General features: G+C 70.8%; 14 protein-coding genes. 4 read left to right on the top strand and 10 right to left on the bottom strand.

Annotated elements, in window-relative coordinates:
* Positions 1 to 146: 146 nt before the first annotated feature.
* On the top strand, positions 147 to 1,436 hold the full coding sequence (locus ACFZDL_RS21600; protein ID WP_353594072.1) for a citrate synthase: 1,290 nt from the start codon (positions 147 to 149) through the stop codon (positions 1,434 to 1,436).
* 470 nt (positions 1,437 to 1,906) lie between these two features.
* On the opposite strand, the gene ACFZDL_RS21595 is transcribed toward ACFZDL_RS21600, so the two are convergent.
* The 3 genes from ACFZDL_RS21595 to ACFZDL_RS21585 form a co-directional block, all read right to left on the bottom strand.
* Positions 1,907 to 4,402: a heavy metal translocating P-type ATPase gene (locus ACFZDL_RS21595; protein WP_353594073.1), complete on the bottom strand. Its 2,496-nt coding sequence runs from the start codon at positions 4,400 to 4,402 to the stop codon at positions 1,907 to 1,909.
* Between the two features lie 66 nt (positions 4,403 to 4,468).
* Complete coding sequence (locus tag ACFZDL_RS21590) at positions 4,469 to 4,708, bottom strand: heavy-metal-associated domain-containing protein (RefSeq protein WP_353594074.1); 240 nt, start codon at positions 4,706 to 4,708, stop codon at positions 4,469 to 4,471.
* 200 nt (positions 4,709 to 4,908) lie between these two features.
* Positions 4,909 to 5,568, bottom strand: a complete 660-nt coding sequence (locus ACFZDL_RS21585; RefSeq protein WP_353594075.1) for a TetR/AcrR family transcriptional regulator — start codon at positions 5,566 to 5,568, stop codon at positions 4,909 to 4,911.
* Between the two features lie 175 nt (positions 5,569 to 5,743).
* Here ACFZDL_RS21585 and ACFZDL_RS21580 point away from each other — a divergent pair, with 175 nt between their 5' ends.
* Positions 5,744 to 8,044 carry an MMPL family transporter gene (locus tag ACFZDL_RS21580; protein ID WP_353594076.1) on the top strand — a complete coding sequence of 767 codons (2,301 nt, stop codon included), beginning with the start codon at positions 5,744 to 5,746 and terminating at the stop codon, positions 8,042 to 8,044.
* Here ACFZDL_RS21580 and ACFZDL_RS21575 read toward each other — a convergent pair.
* From ACFZDL_RS21575 to ACFZDL_RS21560, 4 genes are read right to left on the bottom strand one after another with little or no spacing between them, the layout of a single operon-like run.
* Positions 8,034 to 8,855, bottom strand: a complete 822-nt coding sequence (locus ACFZDL_RS21575; protein ID WP_353594077.1) for a carbohydrate ABC transporter permease — start codon at positions 8,853 to 8,855, stop codon at positions 8,034 to 8,036. The genes ACFZDL_RS21580 and ACFZDL_RS21575 overlap by 11 nt on opposite strands.
* Positions 8,856 to 8,859: 4 nt before the next feature.
* The gene (locus tag ACFZDL_RS21570; protein ID WP_353594078.1) at positions 8,860 to 9,816 is read right to left on the bottom strand and encodes a sugar ABC transporter permease; all 957 of its coding nucleotides are present in this window, start codon (positions 9,814 to 9,816) and stop codon (positions 8,860 to 8,862) included.
* A gap of 13 nt (positions 9,817 to 9,829) precedes the next feature.
* Complete coding sequence (locus ACFZDL_RS21565) at positions 9,830 to 11,230, bottom strand: extracellular solute-binding protein (protein ID WP_353594079.1); 1,401 nt, start codon at positions 11,228 to 11,230, stop codon at positions 9,830 to 9,832.
* A complete protein-coding gene (locus ACFZDL_RS21560; RefSeq protein WP_353594080.1) occupies positions 11,227 to 12,201 on the bottom strand; it encodes a PfkB family carbohydrate kinase in 975 nt (324 codons plus the stop codon). The genes ACFZDL_RS21565 and ACFZDL_RS21560 overlap by 4 nt, the downstream gene beginning before the upstream one ends.
* A gap of 201 nt (positions 12,202 to 12,402) precedes the next feature.
* On the opposite strand from ACFZDL_RS21560, the gene ACFZDL_RS21555 reads away from it, so the two are divergent.
* Together ACFZDL_RS21555 and ACFZDL_RS21550 are read left to right on the top strand one after the other, a co-directional pair.
* Positions 12,403 to 13,158 carry a DeoR/GlpR family DNA-binding transcription regulator gene (locus ACFZDL_RS21555; protein ID WP_353594081.1) on the top strand — a complete coding sequence of 252 codons (756 nt, stop codon included), beginning with the start codon at positions 12,403 to 12,405 and terminating at the stop codon, positions 13,156 to 13,158.
* Positions 13,155 to 14,522, top strand: a complete 1,368-nt coding sequence (locus ACFZDL_RS21550) for a 6-phospho-beta-glucosidase (RefSeq protein ID WP_353594082.1) — start codon at positions 13,155 to 13,157, stop codon at positions 14,520 to 14,522. Before ACFZDL_RS21555 ends, ACFZDL_RS21550 begins: the two co-directional genes overlap by 4 nt.
* A 31-nt stretch (positions 14,523 to 14,553) precedes the next feature.
* On the opposite strand, the gene ACFZDL_RS21545 is transcribed toward ACFZDL_RS21550, so the two are convergent.
* The 3 genes from ACFZDL_RS21545 to ACFZDL_RS21535 all read right to left on the bottom strand — a co-directional run bounded on the left by ACFZDL_RS21545 (position 14,554) and on the right by ACFZDL_RS21535 (position 17,013).
* On the bottom strand, positions 14,554 to 14,760 hold the full coding sequence (locus ACFZDL_RS21545; protein WP_353594083.1) for a MerR family transcriptional regulator: 207 nt from the start codon (positions 14,758 to 14,760) through the stop codon (positions 14,554 to 14,556).
* A gap of 282 nt (positions 14,761 to 15,042) precedes the next feature.
* Positions 15,043 to 16,062 (bottom strand): Gfo/Idh/MocA family oxidoreductase, encoded by a 1,020-nt coding sequence (locus ACFZDL_RS21540; protein WP_353594084.1) that lies wholly within the window; start codon positions 16,060 to 16,062, stop codon positions 15,043 to 15,045.
* Positions 16,063 to 16,095: 33 nt separating this feature from the next.
* Positions 16,096 to 17,013, bottom strand: coding sequence for a sugar phosphate isomerase/epimerase (locus ACFZDL_RS21535; protein WP_353594085.1), 918 nt, complete (start codon positions 17,011 to 17,013; stop codon positions 16,096 to 16,098).
* Positions 17,014 to 17,140 lie beyond the last annotated feature (127 nt).

The following is a 17,140-nucleotide window of genomic DNA, read 5'->3' as shown; positions in this document are numbered from 1 at the left end:
ACGGGGCAGGATGGGCGTGGGCGCGGCACTCAGTGCCGCCAAAAGGCCCTTCGGCCGACCCCGAGTGCACGTTCATCGTCCGAATGGGGGAAGGTGGGGGGAGTCAGGGCACCTCGAAGAAGAAGCAGATGTCGGTGAGGGATGACGTGAGTGACAACTCTGTAGTACTGCGGTACGGGGACGGCGAATACACCTACCCGGTGGTCGACAGCACTGTCGGCGACAAGGGCTTCGATATCGGCAAGCTTCGCGCCCAGACCGGTCTGGTGACCCTGGATTCCGGTTACGGCAACACCGCCGCCTACAAATCCGCGATCACCTACCTTGACGGTGAGCAGGGGATCCTGCGCTACCGCGGCTACCCCATCGAGCAGCTGGCGGAGCGCGCCACGTTCCTCGAGACGGCCTTCCTGCTGATCAACGGGGAGCTGCCGACCGTCGACGAGCTGGCCGAATTCCGTGACCAGATCACCACGCACACGCTGCTGCACGAGGACGTCAAGCGGTTCTACGACGGCTTCCCGCGCGACGCCCACCCGATGGCGATGCTGTCCTCCGTGGTCAGCGCGCTGTCGACGTTCTACCAGGACAGCCACAACCCGTTCGACGAGAAGCAGCGCTACCTCTCCACGATCCGGCTGCTGGCCAAGCTGCCCACCATCGCGGCGTACGCGTACAAGAAGTCCGTCGGCCACCCGTTCGTCTACCCGCGTAACGACCTGGGCTACGTCGAGAACTTCCTGCGGATGACCTTCTCGGTCCCGGCGCAGGAGTACCAGCTCGACCCGATCGTGGTCAGCGCCCTGGACAAGCTGCTGATCCTGCACGCCGACCACGAGCAGAACTGTTCGACCTCCACGGTCCGCCTCGTCGGCTCCTCGCAGGCCAATATGTTCGCCTCCATCTCGGCGGGCATCAACGCGCTGTGGGGTCCGCTGCACGGTGGTGCCAACCAGTCCGTGCTGGAGATGCTGGAGGGCATCCAGGCCTCCGGCGGCGATGTCGACACCTTCATCCGCAAGGTGAAGAACAAGGAAGACGGCGTGAAGCTCATGGGCTTCGGGCACCGCGTCTACAAGAACTTCGACCCCCGGGCGAAGATCATCAAGTCGGCGGCGCACGACGTCCTCTCGGCCCTCGGCAAGTCCGACGAGCTGCTCGACATCGCGCTCAAGCTGGAAGAGCACGCCCTCGCCGACGACTACTTCGTCGAGCGCAAGCTCTACCCGAACGTCGACTTCTACACCGGTCTGATCTACCGGGCGATGGGCTTCCCGACCGAGATGTTCACGGTGCTGTTCGCGCTCGGCCGGCTGCCGGGCTGGATCGCCCAGTGGCACGAGATGATCAAGGAGCCGGGCTCGCGCATCGGCCGTCCGCGCCAGATCTACACGGGCGTCGTCGAGCGCGACTTCGTCCCGGTCGAGCAGCGCTGACACCGCGTGCCACCGCTGGCGCCCGGCGAGTGAGCTCCCAGCGGTAGCTGGGGAGAACCGAGCCCTCAAGAAGGCAGAAAGCGCCCCGCTGCCGATCCCCCCACGGGTCGGAGCGGGGCGCTTCCATTCCCGGTTACGGATTCCCCCCACGGGATCCGGCCGGGGGTCTGTTGGCCGCGCAAGCCCACAGAAGCCCACAGTGTCGTCACGCGATCTGCCGGGACGCGTACGTCACGGGAGGGCCGCTCAAAGCTCCCCGGGTACGTCGCCCCGGCCACGCGTAGTGGGATCCGTCCCCCAAGACGAACCCTCACCGCCCCATTAGACTCCCCACCCCCCGCGATGGTTACGTTCGGTCGTCTGTGATCTGCGTCTCCTGCCATATGGGGGCGTAAAAGGGCAAGAGCCTCGATCTGAAGATCGAGGCCCTGGTGTATGGGTGTTGTGCGGCTTATGGGGACTTGGTGAATCTATGGAGATTCAGTGAAGGTCCGCAGTCGCAGGCTGTTCGTCACCACGAAAACCGAGGAGAACGCCATCGCGGCGCCCGCGATCATCGGGTTGAGCATCCCGGCCGCGGCGAGCGGCAGCGCGGCGACGTTGTAGCCGAAGGCCCAGAAGAGATTGCCCTTGATGACGGCCAGGGTCCGGCGCGCCAGCCTGATCGCGTCCGCGGCCACCCGCAGATCGCCCCGCACCAGCGTCAGATCCCCCGCCTCGATGGCCGCGTCCGTTCCCGTGCCCATCGCCAGGCCCAGGTCGGCGGTGGCCAGGGCCGCCGCGTCGTTGACGCCGTCGCCCACCATCGCGACCGTACGGCCCTCCTCGCGCAGCCGCCGGACCACGTCCACCTTGTCCTGCGGCAGCACCTCGGCGATGACCTTCTCGATGCCCACCTCCCGGGCCACCGACTCGGCCACCAGCCGGTTGTCGCCCGTCAGGAGCACCGGGGTCAGCCCCAGCCCGCGCAGCCGGGCCACGGCCTCGGCGCTGGTCTCCTTGATGGCGTCGGCGACCACCAGCACGCCCCGCGCCCGGCCGTCCCAGGCCACGGCGGCGGCGGTACGCCCCTGCGACTCGGCCGCCGCCTTCGCGGCCGCCAGCTCCTCGGTCAGCCCGGCCCCATGGGCCGCCAGCAGCTTCTCCCGGCCGACCAGGACGGTGTGCCCGTCCACGACGCCCTGGACGCCGAGACCGGGGACGGACTCGAAGCCGTGGGCCGCCGGCAGGGCACCGGTGCGGGCGGCGGCCCCCTCGGCGACGGCGCGGGCCACGGGATGCTCGGAGGCGTGCTCCAGGGCCCCGGCCAGCCGCAGGAGCTCGTCCTCGGTCACGCCGGGGGCGGTGTGCACGCCGTACAGCCGCATCCGGCCCGTCGTCACCGTGCCGGTCTTGTCGAGGACGACCGTGTCCACGCGGCGGGTCGACTCCAGGACCTCGGGGCCCTTGATCAGGATGCCGAGCTGGGCGCCGCGCCCGGTGCCGACCATGAGGGCGGTCGGGGTGGCCAGGCCCAGGGCGCACGGGCAGGCGATGATCAGTACGGCCACGGCGGCGGTGAACGCGGCGGTCGCGTCGCCGGTCAGCAGCAGCCAGGCCAGCAGGGTGGAGACGGCGATGAGGACGACGACCGGCACGAAGACCCCGGAGACGCGGTCCGCGAGGCGCTGCACCTCCGCCTTGCCGTTCTGCGCGTCCTCCACCAGCGCGGCCATCCGGGACAGCTGGGTGTCGGCGCCGACGCGGGTGGCCTCGACGACCAGGCGGCCCGCGGCGTTCACGGTCGCGCCCGCGACGCTGTCGCCCACCGCCACGTCCACCGGCACCGACTCGCCGGTCAGCATGGAGGCGTCCACGGCCGAGGCGCCCTCGACCACCCTGCCGTCCGTGGCGATCTTCTCGCCGGGGCGCACCACGAAGCGGTCGCCGACGGCCAGCCGGGAGACCGGGACACGGATCTCCTGTCCCGCCCGTCTCCCGCCACCGCCCTCAGCTGAGAACGCTTCGCGTTCGCTGTCTGGATAGCGGAGCACGGTCACGTCCTTGGCGCCCAGCTCCATCAGCGCCCGCAGCGCGGTGCCGGCCCGGCGCTTGGCCTTCGCCTCCAGGTAGCGGCCGAGGAGGATGAAGACCGTCACTCCCGAGGCGGCCTCCAGATAGATCGAGGAGGACCCGTCCGTACGCGCGACGGTGAGGTCGAAGCCGTGGCGCATGCCCGGCATGCCCGCGTCGCCGAAGAACAGGGCCCACAGCGACCAGCCGAAGGCGGCGAGGGTGCCGAGCGAGACCAGGGTGTCCATGGTGGCCGCGCCGTGCCGGGCGTTCGTCCACGCGGCCTTGTGGAAGGGCAGGCCGCCCCAGACCACGACGGGCGTGGCGAGGGCGAGGGACAGCCACTGCCAGTACGTGAACTGCAGCGACGGCACCATCGCCAGGAGGACGACGGGGGCGGACAGGGCGAACGAGACCAGGAGGCGGCGGCGCGGCGCGTCGGTGCGCGCGTCCGTCTTCGCCTCGGTCTGCGCGCTGGTCTGTGTGCCGGTCTGTGCGCCGGCCGTCGCGCCGGTCCCGGCGGCGGCCGGGGCGGCTGCTCCGTCCCCCGCGGCCTCCGCCGTGGCGCGGTCCGGCGCGGCTTCGGGCCTGGATTCCCGGTCGGGCTCCGGCTCCGGCTCGGGCTCGGCGGGCTTCGGCGGCTCGGCGGTGTAGCCGGTCCTGACGACGGTGGCGATCAGATCGGCGACCTCGATCCCGCCGCCGTAGGTCACCCTGGCCTTCTCGGTGGCGTAGTTGACCGTGGCGGTGACGCCGTCCATGCGGTTCAGCTTCTTCTCGACCCGAGCCGCGCAGGAGGCGCAGGTCATACCGCCGATGGCGAGCTCCACCCGGGAGGTCGCGGCCGCCGCCGGCGGGGCCTGCTCCGCCGTCGGCGTCCGGTCCCTCGCGGTTTCCGGGGCCGTGCTGGTCATACTCGGTCTCCTGGGAGGAGGGCCGGGCCGTGCGGGGCGCGGCCCGGCCGGGGTGTCCTCGGGCGCTCAGGCCCGGCCGGTGAGTTCGTATCCGGCCTCGTCGACGGCGGCGCGCACGGCCTCGTCGTCCAGCGGGGCGGCGGAGACGACGGTGACCTGGCCGGTGGCGGCGACGGCCTTGACGGAGCTGACGCCGTCGATGGCGGAGATCTCCTCGGTGACGGCGCCCTCGCAGTGGCCGCAGGTCATGCCGGTCACCTGGTAGACGGTGGTGATGCCGGACGCGGTGGTGGCCTCGGTGCTCATGGCTTCTCCTGTGCGGTGAGCGGGTGGGCTGCGGCTGTGTTCATCGGTGTCCAGGGGGCGCGGGATCCTCCTGTGTCCCCTGACGATGACAGCATAATACCCCTAGGGGGTATGAAGGGAGGGGTATCGCCCAGCGCGCTGGTCGAGGTGCCGGTCAACAGGCCTGTCCAGGCCTGTCAAGGTGTCCGTCAAGGCGCCGGTCAAGGGGTGCGGGACGGGGTCTCGGTGCCGATGATCGGGGCGAGGTAGCCGTGGAGGGAGGCCTTCAACTCCTCGGTGTACGCGGCCCGCTCCTCGCCCTCATGCGCGAGTACCAGCTCAAGACCCGCCTTGAACAGGGAGAACACCATCGTCGCGGTGCGGGCCCGGCGCTCGGCGGACAGCTCGGGCTGGATGAACCCGATCAGCTCCTCGAGGCGGGTCTGCAGGGCCATGTGCAGTGCGTCGTGGTCCTCGGCCATGACGCCGGGGACATCGCCCGAATGGATGAGTGTCAGGAAGACGGGGTTCTGGCAGTTGAACTCGACCAGCGGGTCGATGACCGCGTCCAGCATCTGGTCGAGGGGGAGCGAGGCGTACTCGGGGGTGAAGAGCGCGCCGTGGGCCTCGCGCATCTGGTGGGTCAGGCGCTCGCCGAGCTCGACGGCGATGGCCTCCTTGTTCGGGAAGAACTGGTACAGCGTGCCGGGGGAGACGCCGGCCTCGCGGGCGATGGCGTTGGTGCTGGCCGAGGTGTAGCCCGTCCTGCAGAACACGCTGGCCGCGGCGTCGAGCAGCTGCTGGATGCGGCGCTCGCCGCGCGCCTGCCGCCGACGCGGCTTCGCCTGGCCGGCGGGCTGTTCTGGCCTGGTCTCGGTCACGGGTCAATCCCCAGCTCTCGGTGTTCGATTGACAAACGCGAGCGCCCGCTCGCATTCTGGAGAAACGCGAGCGGTCGCTCGTGTTTGCCGCTCTTTGGCAATCGTCGACCCATGCTGCCTTCCTGCCGCCGCACCGGTGAGGCCGCATGGACACAGGTGAAGGGGACACCGCGCTATGACCGTTGTCAACCGGCCGCACGGGGGCCGGACGCGAGGCTGGACGGGAGTGGTGACCGCCCGCCCGCGGCTGACCCTGCTGCTCGTTCTGCTGTTCACGGCGCTGGCCGTCGTGGCCGGCAGCGGGGTGGCCGACCGGCTGGGGAGCGGGGGATGGCAGGACCCCGCCGCCGAGTCGGCATACGCCACCAAGGCGCTCGAGAAGCACTTCCCCGCCTCGCAGCCGAATCTGCTCCTGCTGGTCGACAGCGGCAAGGCGACGGTCGACGCCCCGGCGGTCGCCGCCGAGGGCCGCGCGCTCGCCAGGAAGCTCGCGGGCGAGGAGTCGGTCACCGGCGTCACCTCCTACTGGGACGGGGTCGCCGCCCTGCGGGACCGGGACGGGCGCGAGGCGCTGATCGCCGCGCGGATCGTGGGCGACGAGAGCGCCGCCGCGAAGGTGCTGGACCGCATCGCCCCCGCTTACCGGGGCGACCACGGGCCGGTGAAGGTCACGATCGGCGGGCCGGTCGCGGTCCGCCATGAGCTGCAGACCACGATCCAGGAGGATCTGCTGCGGGCCGAGATGATCGCCCTGCCCATCACCCTCCTGCTGCTCGTCATGGTCTTCGGCAGCGCCATCGCCGCCCTGCTCCCGCTGGGCGTCGGCATCATCGCGATCCTGGGGACCGACGCCGTGCTGCGCGGCCTCACCGAGTTCACCGACGTCTCGGTGTTCGCGCAGAACCTGACCACCGCGCTCGGCCTCGGGCTCGCCATCGACTATGCCCTGTTCATCGTGCGGCGCTTCCGGGAGGAGCTGGGCCACGGCGCCGAGACGCTGCCCGCCATCGCCACCACGCTGCGCACCGCGGGGCGCACGGTGCTGTTCTCCGCGCTGACCGTCGCCGTCTCGCTCGCCGCCATGCTGGTCTTCCCGCAGTACTTCCTGCGCTCGTTCGCCTACGCGGGCATCGCGGTGGTGGTGATCGCCGCGGCGGCCGCGCTGGTGGTGCTGCCCGCCGCGCTCGCCCTGCTCGGCGAGCGGGTGAACGCGCTGGACCTGACCCGGCTGTTCCGGCGCCGCCGCCCGGACCGGGGCGAGCCGGGAGCGGGCTGGGCCCGGCTGGCCCGGCTGGTGATGCGCCGGGCGCCGCTGTTCGCGCTGGCCACCGCCGCCGGTCTGGTGGTCCTCGGGCTGCCCTTCCTGCGGGTGGAGTTCGGCACCGCCGACGACCGCCAGCTGCCCGCGAGCGCCGAGTCCCATGTGGTCCAGCAGCACATCAGGGAGAACTTCCCCGGCAGCCCCGGCGGGGCGATCGACATCCTGATCGAATCCCGGCCCGGCGCCCGGCCCGAACAGGCAGACCTCGCCGACTACAGCGGCAGGATCTCCGCCCTGCCCGGAGTGGAGCGCGTGGACAGCCCGGCCGGCCAGTTCGCGGGCGGACGGCGGGTGGCGGAGCCAGGGCCGGTGGAGGCGGCGCGCGCCGCCGACGGGGCGGCGTATGTCACCGTGCTGTCCAAGGGCGAGATCGTGGACCGGACGAGCCAGCGGCTGGTGCGCGACATCCGCGCCCAGCACCCACCGTTCACCGCCTCGGTCACCGGCATCGCCGCGGTGCTGGTGGACAGCAAGGACTCCATAGCCGACCGGCTGCCCTGGGCCCTGGCCATCATCGTCGTCGTCACCCTGCTGCTGGTCTTCCTGCTCACCGGAAGCGTGCTGATCCCCCTTCAGGCGGTGCTGCTCAACGCGCTGAGCCTCACCGCGATGTTCGGGGCGGTGGTCTGGGTCTTCCAGGAGGGGCACCTCTCCGGCCCGCTGTCCTTCACCAGCACCGGGGACATCGAGACCACGCTGCCGGTGCTGATGTTCTGTGTGGCCTTCGGGCTGTCCATGGACTACGGCGTCTTCCTGCTCTCCCGGATCAAGGAGGAGTACGACCGCACCGGTGACCACCGCGCGGCCGTCGAGTTCGGCGTGCGGCGCACGGGCGGGTTGATCACTGCCGCCGCGGTGATCCTCGCCGTCGTCATGGTCGCCATCGGCACCTCGCGGGTCACCAACACCAAGATGCTCGGCCTCGGCATCGCCCTGGCCGTGCTGATGGACGCCATGGTGGTGCGCAGCCTGCTGGTGCCCGCGGTGATGCGGCTGACCGGCCGGGCCACCTGGTGGGCCCCGGGCCCGCTGCGTCGGCTGCACGCCCGTATCGGCCTCAGCGAGGGGGAATCGGCCGGTCCGGCGACCGGCGCCGCCCCCGTCGAGGAGGTCGGCGGCGCCGAGCCCCGCGCCGAGCGAGTCACTATCCCTTGACCGCGCCCGAGAGCATCCCGGAGATGAAGTGACGCTGCAGGAAGACGTACAGGAGCACCACGGGCAGGGCGACGATCACCGAGGCGGCGGCCAGCAGCGAGAACTGGGTCGTGTGCTGGCCCTGGAAGAAGGCCAGCCCCAGCGGCACGGTCCGCTTGGCCTCATCGGTGATCATGACCAGTGGAAGCAGGAATTCGTTCCAGGTCCACATGAACACCAGCATCGCCATGGTCAGCAGGGCCGGCCGGCCGGCGGGCACCAGGATCCCCCACAGCACCCGCCAGTCCGAGGCACCGTCGAGCCGGGCCGCCTCGATCACACTGCGTGGCACCGAGCGGAAGAAGTTCCGCATCCAGAAGACGCCGAAGGCGAGCGACTGGGCGGTCTGCGGCAGGATCAGCGACCAGTAGGTGTCGCTCAACCCCATGTCGCGCAGATCGAAGTAGAGCGGGATGACGAATGCCTCGGGCGGGACCATCAGCCCGACCAGGGTGAGGTAGAACAGCGCCGACCGGCCCCGGTACTGGAAATGGGCGAAGGAGTAGCCCGCGAGGATCGCCAGCACGCTCGTCAGCAGCACCACGCTGACCGCGACCAGCACACTGGAGCCCAGATAGCCGCCGAAGTGGCCCTGCGTCCAGGCGCTGGCGAAGTTGCCCCAGTCCAGCCTGGACGGCCAGGTGAAGGAGGACGTGGACTCCTCGGCCGGGGCGAGGGCCGAGGCCACCACCCCGACCAGCGGCAGCAGCGCGAGGCCGGCGAAGACCGTGAGGATGGCGTAGTTCAGCGCGCGTTCACGCCGGGTGATCATCGGCTCAGGACCCCTCTTCGGTCTCGTCGGGCTGGAGCCTGGTGATCAGGAGGGTGAGGACCAGGATCAGCAGGGTCAGCGCGACCGCGATGGCGCAGGCGGAACCGACCTGGCCGGTGTTGAAGGCCCGGTTGTAGATTTCGAACGCGGGCAGGCTGGTGGAGTTGCCTGGGCCGCCGTGGGTGGAGACGTACACCAGGTCGAAGGTGCGCAGCGCGGCGATCACGGTGAGGGTGAGGGCCACCGTGATCTGCCCGCGCAGCCCGGGAAGGGTGACGGCGAAGAACTCCCGGACGGCCCCGGCGCCGTCGACCTTCGCGGCCTCGTACAGCTCGCGGGGTATCTGTCCGATCCCGGCGGTGAACAGCACCAGGCACAGGCCGACCTCCAGCCACGTCCCGATCAGGCCGACCGCGGGCAGGGCGGTGGAGAAGTCGCCGAGCCAGGCGCGGGTGACCGACTTCAGGCCCACGGCCGAAAGCAGCTGGTTGAGCACTCCGTCGGGCGCGTAGATGGCCGTCCACGCGGTCGCGGTGACCACTTGGGCGATCACCTGCGGCAGGAAGAGGAGCGCGCGGAAGACCGATACGCCGCGCATCCGGGCGGCGCGGGTGGTGGCCGCCGCGAGCACCAGCGCGAGGGTGACCGGGATGGCCGCGTAGAACAGGAGGAGGACCAGGGAGTGGACAAAGCCGTCGCGCAGCAGCGGGTCGCTGACGATCTCGGCGTAGTTGGCCGCGCCGGCCCAGGCCGAGGCGGACAGCCCGTCCCAGTGGTACAGGGAGATCTGCACCACCTGGCCCAGCGGTATCAGGATGAACAGGGTCAGAACGGTGAGGGCGGGCAGCGCGTACAGATAGCCCTTCCAGGACCGTGGGCCGCGGCGCCCGGCCGGGCGCCCGGTGGGGGCGTCGGCCGGGCGCTGCTTGCGCGCGGTGGTACGGGAAACGGTGATCGACATGGTCGGGTGGGACCTATCGGCTCTTGAGGAAGGAGTCGTGGTCGGCCTGGAGCGTCTGGCCGAACTTCTCCGGGGTGATCTGCCCGGCCATCAGCTCCTGCACGGCGGCGGTCAGGGTGTCGTAGAAGGTGGGCGTGGTGTAGTCGAGGTAGGGCAGCAGCCCGTCCTTCTCGCTGACCGACTTCCAGGCGGCGAGCACATCGGCGTGGACGGTGCCGGACCGGGGGGCGTAGGAGGCGGGCGGCAGGGCGGGGAGGTTGCCGTCGTCGGCGCTGACCTTCATGCCGTTCTCGTCGACCAGGAAGTTGATGTAGGCCGCGGCCACGTCCGGGTGCTTGGACTTGGCGGTGACCGCCCAGGCCAGGCCCTCGCCGCCCTGGGTCACCGGGGTCTGCCCGGCCTTGGGGGCCAGGGCGGTGAAGCCGAGCTTGTCCGCGCCGCCCATCTGGGTGGCGAGACCGGCGGCCTGCCAGGTCCCGTCGACCAGGAAGAGGGACTTGCCCTTGGCGAACGCGGTGGCGGCCTGGTCCTTGCTCTGGCCGTTGAAGCCCTTGGTCAGATAGCCCTTCTTGGCCCAGTCCCGCAGGACGGTGGCGGCCTTGACGGTGCCGGAGCCGGTCCACTTGGCGCCTTCGGAGAACACCAGCTTGCGGACCTCGGACTTGCCGGCGGTCAGGGCCTGCACGACTCCGAGCAAATGGATGCCCGGGCTTTTGTCGGCGTCGCCGTAGGACAGGGGCAGCAGCCCGGACGCCTTGGACTTGGCGAGGGCGGCCTGGAAGTCCGCCAGGGTCTGCGGGGGCTTGAGGCCCAGCGCCTTGAGCTTGGCCTTGTTGTAGTAGACGCCGATGATCTCACCGGTCTGGGAGACGCCGTAGAGGTTGCCGGTCTTCCAGGTCCTGCCGTCGGCGGAGAACCTGTTGAGGTCGAGCAGCTGGGCCGGGTAGGCGGTGTCCCAGTGGTACGCCTTGGCGTAGCGGTCGACCGGCTGGAGCAGATGGGCCTTCACGAAGGTGCCCATGTCGGGGTAGCCCTGGTTGGCCTGGACGACGTCGGGCGGGTTGGCGGAGGACAGGGCCAGCTTCAGGGTGGTCTTCAGGTCGGCGAAGGACCGGGAGACGCGCTTGATGGTGACGTTCGGGTACTTCTTCATGAACGCGTTGTTGAGCGCCTTGGTCGAGGCGTCGGTGCCGGGGTCGGTGTTCTGGTCCCATACGGTGAGGGTGACCTTGCCGGCCTTGGCCGGATCGGTGGAGACCGGACCGGCGCTCTTGTCCGCGCCGTCGCCCGAACCGCTGGTGGATCCGGGAGCGCAGGCCGCGGCGGCGGTGAGACAGGCGGCGGCGAGCGCGACGGCCACGTATCGGCGGCGGCGAGTGCCACGGGGGCGTGAGGACGGCGTTCTGTCGTTCATCGGTGGTTCTCCTGGTCCTCGAGGGCGGCCTGGAAGAGGGCGCGGTCCTGGGCGGGAAGGTCACTCCCGGGCATCCGGTCGACGAAGGCGCGGATGGCGGCGGGGGTGGGCGCGCTCGCGGCGCCGCCGAGCGTCCGTACGGACATCGAGGCGCAGATCGCGGCGTATCGGAGGCGGGTGGTGAGCGGCCAGTCGTCGTGGAGCAGAGCGGTCACCAAGGAGGCGGTGAAGACGTCGCCGGCCCCGGTGGGGTCGGCGGCGGTGACCGGCGGGGCGGGGATGCGGAGCGGGCCGCCGGTGGCCGGGTCGACGCCGACGGCCCCGTGGGGGCCGTCGGTGACGACGACCAGCGGGACGTGGTCGGCGAGCACCTTGACGGCCTTCTCGACGGTGTCGGTCCGGGTGTAGTTCATCGCCTCGGTGGCGTTGGGGACGAACACATCGACGTCGTCGAGCCGGGTGAGCAGGTCCGGGGACCACGCCCCGGTGGAGTCCCAGCCGACGCCGCCGACCACGAGCGTGCCGCGGGCGCGCAGTTCGGTGGCCCAGCCGGGCAGCGGGTCGGCGATGCCCAGGTGCAGGACGCGCACCCGCGGCAGTTCGCCGTCCCAGGTTTCCGGGCGGCGGGCGCCGGTCTCCTCGTAGGTGATGAAGGCCCGGTCGTGCTCATTGGCGACGGCCACCGTGATCGGGGTGTGCACGGCGGGGTCACGCCGCAGCCAGCGCAGGTCAAGGCCCGGTTCGGCACCGAGGACGGCGGCGAGGTGGTCGCCGAACAGGTCCGTGCCGATCACGCCGAACAGCCCGGTCCGAAGGCCCTGCCGGGCGGCGGCGACACAGCGGGTGGCGGTCCCGCCCGCGGCCACCGCGAACCGGTCGGCGTAGACCTCGCCGCCGGGCGAGGGGAGGTGCGGAGTACCGCCGAAGACGAGGTCGCAGAAGACCCCGCCCGCGAAGAGAGCATCAAGCAAGGGAGCACCTTTCCATGCGCCGTCCAGCCGCCGGCCATGAGCAGCCGTCCATCCGCCGGCCATGCGTCGCCATCACGGCGGCTGTGGCCGGTGGGTGCTCAACTATGAGCAATGAGATCCGCTGATGACAAGATTCGGTCAGTAAAGGGATTGTTTCCCGCCGCGATGACCGAAGTCAGTCATCGGTGCTACCGTCGCTGCGTGACTTCGAGAAATCGGCATGCGAGAATCGTGGAGTCGCTGCGGGCGACCGGCGTCGCGTCAGTGCGCGACCTGGCCGAGAGCCTCCAGGTGAGCGAATCCACCATCCGGCGTGATCTCAAGCAGCTGGACCAGGATGGTGAACTGGTACGCACCTACGGCGGCGCGGCCCTGACCGTGCGCCAGCCCGAGGCGCCGTTCGATGTCTCGGCGTCGAAGGACCGGGCGATGAAGGAGCGCATGGCGGAGCAGGCCGCCGCGCTGATCCCCGACGACAGCGTCGTGGTGCTGGACATCGGCACCACCACCCCGCTGGTCGCCCGCCGGCTGCGTGGCCGACCGGTCACCGTCATCACCAGCAATCTGGCGGTGCTGGACGAGCTGCGCGACGACGACACCGTGCGGCTGGTGCTGCTGGGCGGTGTGCTGCGGCGCAACTACCAGTCCCTGGTGGGCTCGCTCACCGAGACCGCGATGCGCCAGGTCAGCGCCGACCTGGTGTTCCTCAGCTGCACAGGGGTGCGCTCAAACGGCCATGTGGTGGACAACATGGCGGTCGAGGCGCCGATCAAGCAGGCCCTGATCGAGGCCGCCGACCAGGTGGTGCTGCTCGCTTCCGAGGCGAAGTTCCCCGGTTCGGGCTCCTTGCGCCTGTGCTCCCTCTCCGATGTCGACGTCCTGATCACCACACAGGGCGCCGATCCTCAGACCGTCCAGCTCTGCCGCGAGGCGGGCGGAAAGGTGATCTCCGCATGAAACTGTCCATCCTCGGCGGTGGCGGCTTCCGTGTGCCGTACGTCTACCAGGCCCTGCTGCGTGACCAGGGTTCCCCGCGCATCGACGACGTCTGGCTGTACGACACCGACGCCGAACGCCTGAAGGCCATGACCGATGTGCTGGCCCACTTCGCCGACGACTTCCCCGACGCCCCGAAGGTCACCGCCACCACCTCGCTCGACTCTGCCCTGGAAGGCAGCGACTTCGTCTTCGCCGCCATCCGGGTGGGCGGTCTCGCGGGCCGGATGTGTGACGAGCGGGTGGCGCTCGATCTGAACGTGCTCGGCCAGGAGACCACCGGACCCGGCGGCCTCGCCTACGGGCTGCGGACCATCCCCGTGATGATGGACATCGCCCGGCGGGTGCGGGAGTTGGCTCCCCAGGCGTATGTCATCAACTTCACCAACCCCGCCGGGATGATCACCGAGGCGATGCAGAGCGTGCTCGGCGACCGGGTGCTCGGCATCTGCGACACGCCGTCCGGCCTGGGGCGCAGGGTCTCCACCGCGCTCGGATTGGACGCCTCACGGGCGCAGTTCGACTACGTCGGCCTCAACCACCTGGGCTGGATGCGCCGGGTGCTGGTGGACGGCGAGGACGTACTGCCCCGGCTGCTCGCCGACGACGACCTGCTCGGCGACTTCGAGGAGGGCGTGGTCTTCGGCCGCGAATGGCTGCGCGACCTGGGGCTGATCCCCAACGAGTATCTGTACTACTACTACTTCAACCGGGACGCGGTGCGGGCCATCCTCGACGCCCCGCGCACCCGCGGGGAGTTCCTGTCCCGGCAGCAGGGCGAGTTCTACCAGCGGGTGGCGCAGGCGGCGGGCGCCTCGCCGGTGGAGCTGTGGCGCGAGACGGTCGCCAACCGCAGCGCCAACTACATGGCCGAGGCCAAGGGCACGGTGCAGGGGGAGACACAGCCCGATGAGGCGTTCAGCCCCGACCCCGCCCACCAGGGGTACGCGGGGGTGGCGCTGTCCGTCATGGCGGCGGTCAGCCGCAATGAGCGCGCCACGATGATCCTCAACGTGCGCAACGGCACCACGATCGCCGCGCTGCCCGCCGACGCGGTGGTCGAGGTGCCGGTGACGGTGGATGCCAATGGGGTGCACCCGCTGGCCACCACACCGCCCGACCTGTCCCAGGCGGGGCTGATGCAGCAGGTCAAGGCGGTGGAGCGGCTGACCATCAGCGCCGCGCTGACGGGCTCCCGGGCGGACGCGGTCAAGGCGTTCTCGCTGCACCCGCTGGTCGACTCGGTCACGGTCGGCCGCAAGCTGCTGGACGGCTACATCGACCGCATCCCCGAGGTCGCGGCGGTGTTCAACCGCTCCGCCTGACGGCGTCCGCCGGGTCCGCCCGGTTGGGCCCCTAGTCTCTGGGCTCCCGCCGGGAGCGGTTGCCGGGTCTGAGGGTCACCCAGGCCCGGATGGTGTCCGCGTACCAATACGGCTTGCCGCCCTCCACGAGATCGGGGGGCGGCAGCAGGCCGTGCTTGCGGTAGGAACGTACGGTGTCCGTCCGCACCCCGATGTGCGCGGCGATCTCCTTGTACGACCACAGCCTCCGGTCGGTCATCTCTCGCGCCCTTCCTGCGGGCGCCGCAGTCACGGTCCGCCAGGGGCCGTTGGGGGGAGCTGCGGCGCGACCGCTTGTGATCACTCAGCCTGTGCCCGGTCAACGACGGTGAGTGACGCCCGGATAGGCGTTGTTGAACGTCTGTGACGGAAGGATCGCGGAGATGTGACGGCCGTGACAGCCGGGTGACCCGGCGGGGTAACACCGGCTGCCCCGGCGGGGGGACGCCCGGTCACCCGGCGGGGTAACACCGGCTGCCCCGGCGGCGGTACGCGAGGTGGCTCAGGCGTAGAACGCGGGGCGCTCGATCATCTCCACGACCGTGCGCTCACCCGTGGCCTGGGCCCGGACCCCCGCCGCGCTGACGGCGGCCGCGGCATAGCCGTCCCAGGCGCTGGGGCCCTCCACCTCGCCGCGCCGGGTGGCGTTCACCCAGGCCTGCACCTCGCGGTCGTACGCCTCCTCGAAGCGGGCCACGAAGTCCGGGGCGATCTCGCCGCCCCAGCCGCCCGCGCGGTTGATCAGCATGCCGTGGGCGTCGCCCACGCGCGCGGTGCCGCGCTCACAGACCGCCTCGGCCTGCACCTGGTAGCCGAAGCCGCAGGTCGCGAAGATCTCGACATTGACGATCGCGCCGCCGTCGGTTTCGAGGAGCACCAACTGCGGGTCGCTGAGCCCGGAGGGGGCGTGTGCGCTGGGGGCCGGGCGCAGCACGGTGACCGCGGTGATCTCCTGCTCCAGCAGCCAGCGGGACTGGTCCATCTCGTGCACCACCGAGTCGGTGATGAGCATGTCGCTGGTGAAGTAGGAGTGCACGGAGGCGTTGCGGTGGCGGCAGTGCAGCAGCAGGGGGCGCCCGAGCTCACCACCCGCGAGGAGCGACTTGAGCTTCATGAACTCGCTGTCGTAGCGGCGCATGAAGCCGACCTGCACCCGGCGGTGGCCCAGCCGCTGCTCGGCCTCCAGCACCCGCAGCGCGGAGGCCGGGTCCGGGGTGAGCGGCTTCTCGCACAGCACCGGAAGGTCGTGCTCGAAGGCGGTCAGCAGCGCGGCCTCGTGGGCCGGGCCGGGCGAGGCGATCAGCACGGCGTCCACGTCCGGCGCGGCCATGGCGGCGGCCGGGTCGGTGTAGGCCTGTGCTCCCTCGATGCCGTCGGCGGCCTGCTTGGCGCGCGCCTCGTCGATGTCGACGACGGCGGCCACCCGCGCCCCGCTGATCACGTCGTTGATCCGACGGACGTGATCGGCGCCCATCATGCCGGTCCCGATGACAGCGACCCCGAGCGTCCCCTGCTGCGTCATGGTGTTTCTTCTCTTTCTGTCGGCGGGTGTGCGTCAGGCGCCGCAGGAGCGCAGGAAGCGGCGGGTGCGCTGGGCGATCGGGAACGGCTTGTCGGGCGGGCAGGGGTACATGTCCTGTTCGACGATGGCGAACAGGTCCACGTCCAGCTTCTGGGCCGCGGCCAGTACGGGCTCGAGGGCGGGGACACCGTTCGGCGGCTCGCACATGACCCCGCGCTGGACGGCGGGCCCGAAGGGCACCTCGTTCTTGACGACGTCGGCCAGGATCTCGGGGTCGACCTGCTTGAGGTGGAGGTAGCCGATGCGCTCGCCGTAGGTCTCGATGAGCTTGACGCTGTCGCCGCCGCAGTAGGCGTAGTGGCCGGTGTCCAGACAGAGGTTGACCACGTCGGAGTCGGTGGAGTCGAGGAAGCGGGCGACGTTCTCCTCGCCGTCGATGTGGGTGTCGGCGTGCGGGTGGACCACGATGTCCAGCCCGAAGCGCTCGCGCACCTGACGGCCCAGCCGCTCCATGCCGGTGGACAGGTCGCGCCACTGCTCGGCGGTCAGCTGCGGGGGCTCGATCAGCTCGGCGGTCTTGTCGTCCCGCCAGAAGGCCGGGATCACGACCAGGTGGCGGGCGCCCATGGCCTGGGTGAGACCGGCCACCTGGGCGACATGCTCCCAGGTGGCGTCCCAGACGGCGGGGCCGCGGTGCAGGGCGGTGAAGACCGTGCCGGCCGAGACCTTCAGATTCCGCCGGCCGACCTCCTCGGTGAGCCGCGCCGGGTCGCTCGGCAGATAGCCGTAGGGGCCCAGTTCGATCCACTCGTAGCCCGCCTCGGCGACCTCGTCGAGAAAGCGCTGCCAGGGGACCTGCTGCGGATCGTCGGGGAACCACACCCCCCAGGAGTCGGGGGCCGAGCCGACCCGGATGCGGCCCGGGGCGGGAACGGAGGAGGCGGCAGTCATGAGGGGAACTCCTCTCACCGGTCGTCGGTGACCGGGGAAGGGGGCGTGCGGTGCGGATGGGAGCTGTGGTGCCCAGGTCATGCTGTTTTGGGCAGCTTCACGGCCCGGACGGCCTTCCGTCAAGCTT

This window comes from Streptomyces sp. NPDC007917 (assembly GCF_042959105.1).
In the GTDB taxonomy this organism is placed as follows: domain Bacteria; phylum Actinomycetota; class Actinomycetes; order Streptomycetales; family Streptomycetaceae; genus Streptomyces.
This window is presented reverse-complemented; position numbering and strand designations above follow the sequence as displayed.

Coding starts and splice junctions, on each gene's coding strand:
- ACFZDL_RS21595 (WP_353594073.1), bottom strand. CDS start 4,402: ATGACCAGCACGGCCCCGGAAACCGCGAGGGACCGGACGCCGACGGCG.
- ACFZDL_RS21565 (WP_353594079.1), bottom strand. CDS start 11,230: ATGAACGACAGAACGCCGTCCTCACGCCCCCGTGGCACTCGCCGCCGC.
- ACFZDL_RS21570 (WP_353594078.1), bottom strand. CDS start 9,816: ATGTCGATCACCGTTTCCCGTACCACCGCGCGCAAGCAGCGCCCGGCC.
- ACFZDL_RS21575 (WP_353594077.1), bottom strand. CDS start 8,855: ATGATCACCCGGCGTGAACGCGCGCTGAACTACGCCATCCTCACGGTC.
- ACFZDL_RS21535 (WP_353594085.1), bottom strand. CDS start 17,013: ATGACTGCCGCCTCCTCCGTTCCCGCCCCGGGCCGCATCCGGGTCGGC.
- ACFZDL_RS21590 (WP_353594074.1), bottom strand. CDS start 4,708: ATGAGCACCGAGGCCACCACCGCGTCCGGCATCACCACCGTCTACCAG.
- ACFZDL_RS21545 (WP_353594083.1), bottom strand. CDS start 14,760: ATGACCGACCGGAGGCTGTGGTCGTACAAGGAGATCGCCGCGCACATC.
- ACFZDL_RS21580 (WP_353594076.1), top strand. CDS start 5,744: ATGACCGTTGTCAACCGGCCGCACGGGGGCCGGACGCGAGGCTGGACG.
- ACFZDL_RS21540 (WP_353594084.1), bottom strand. CDS start 16,062: ATGACGCAGCAGGGGACGCTCGGGGTCGCTGTCATCGGGACCGGCATG.
- ACFZDL_RS21550 (WP_353594082.1), top strand. CDS start 13,155: ATGAAACTGTCCATCCTCGGCGGTGGCGGCTTCCGTGTGCCGTACGTC.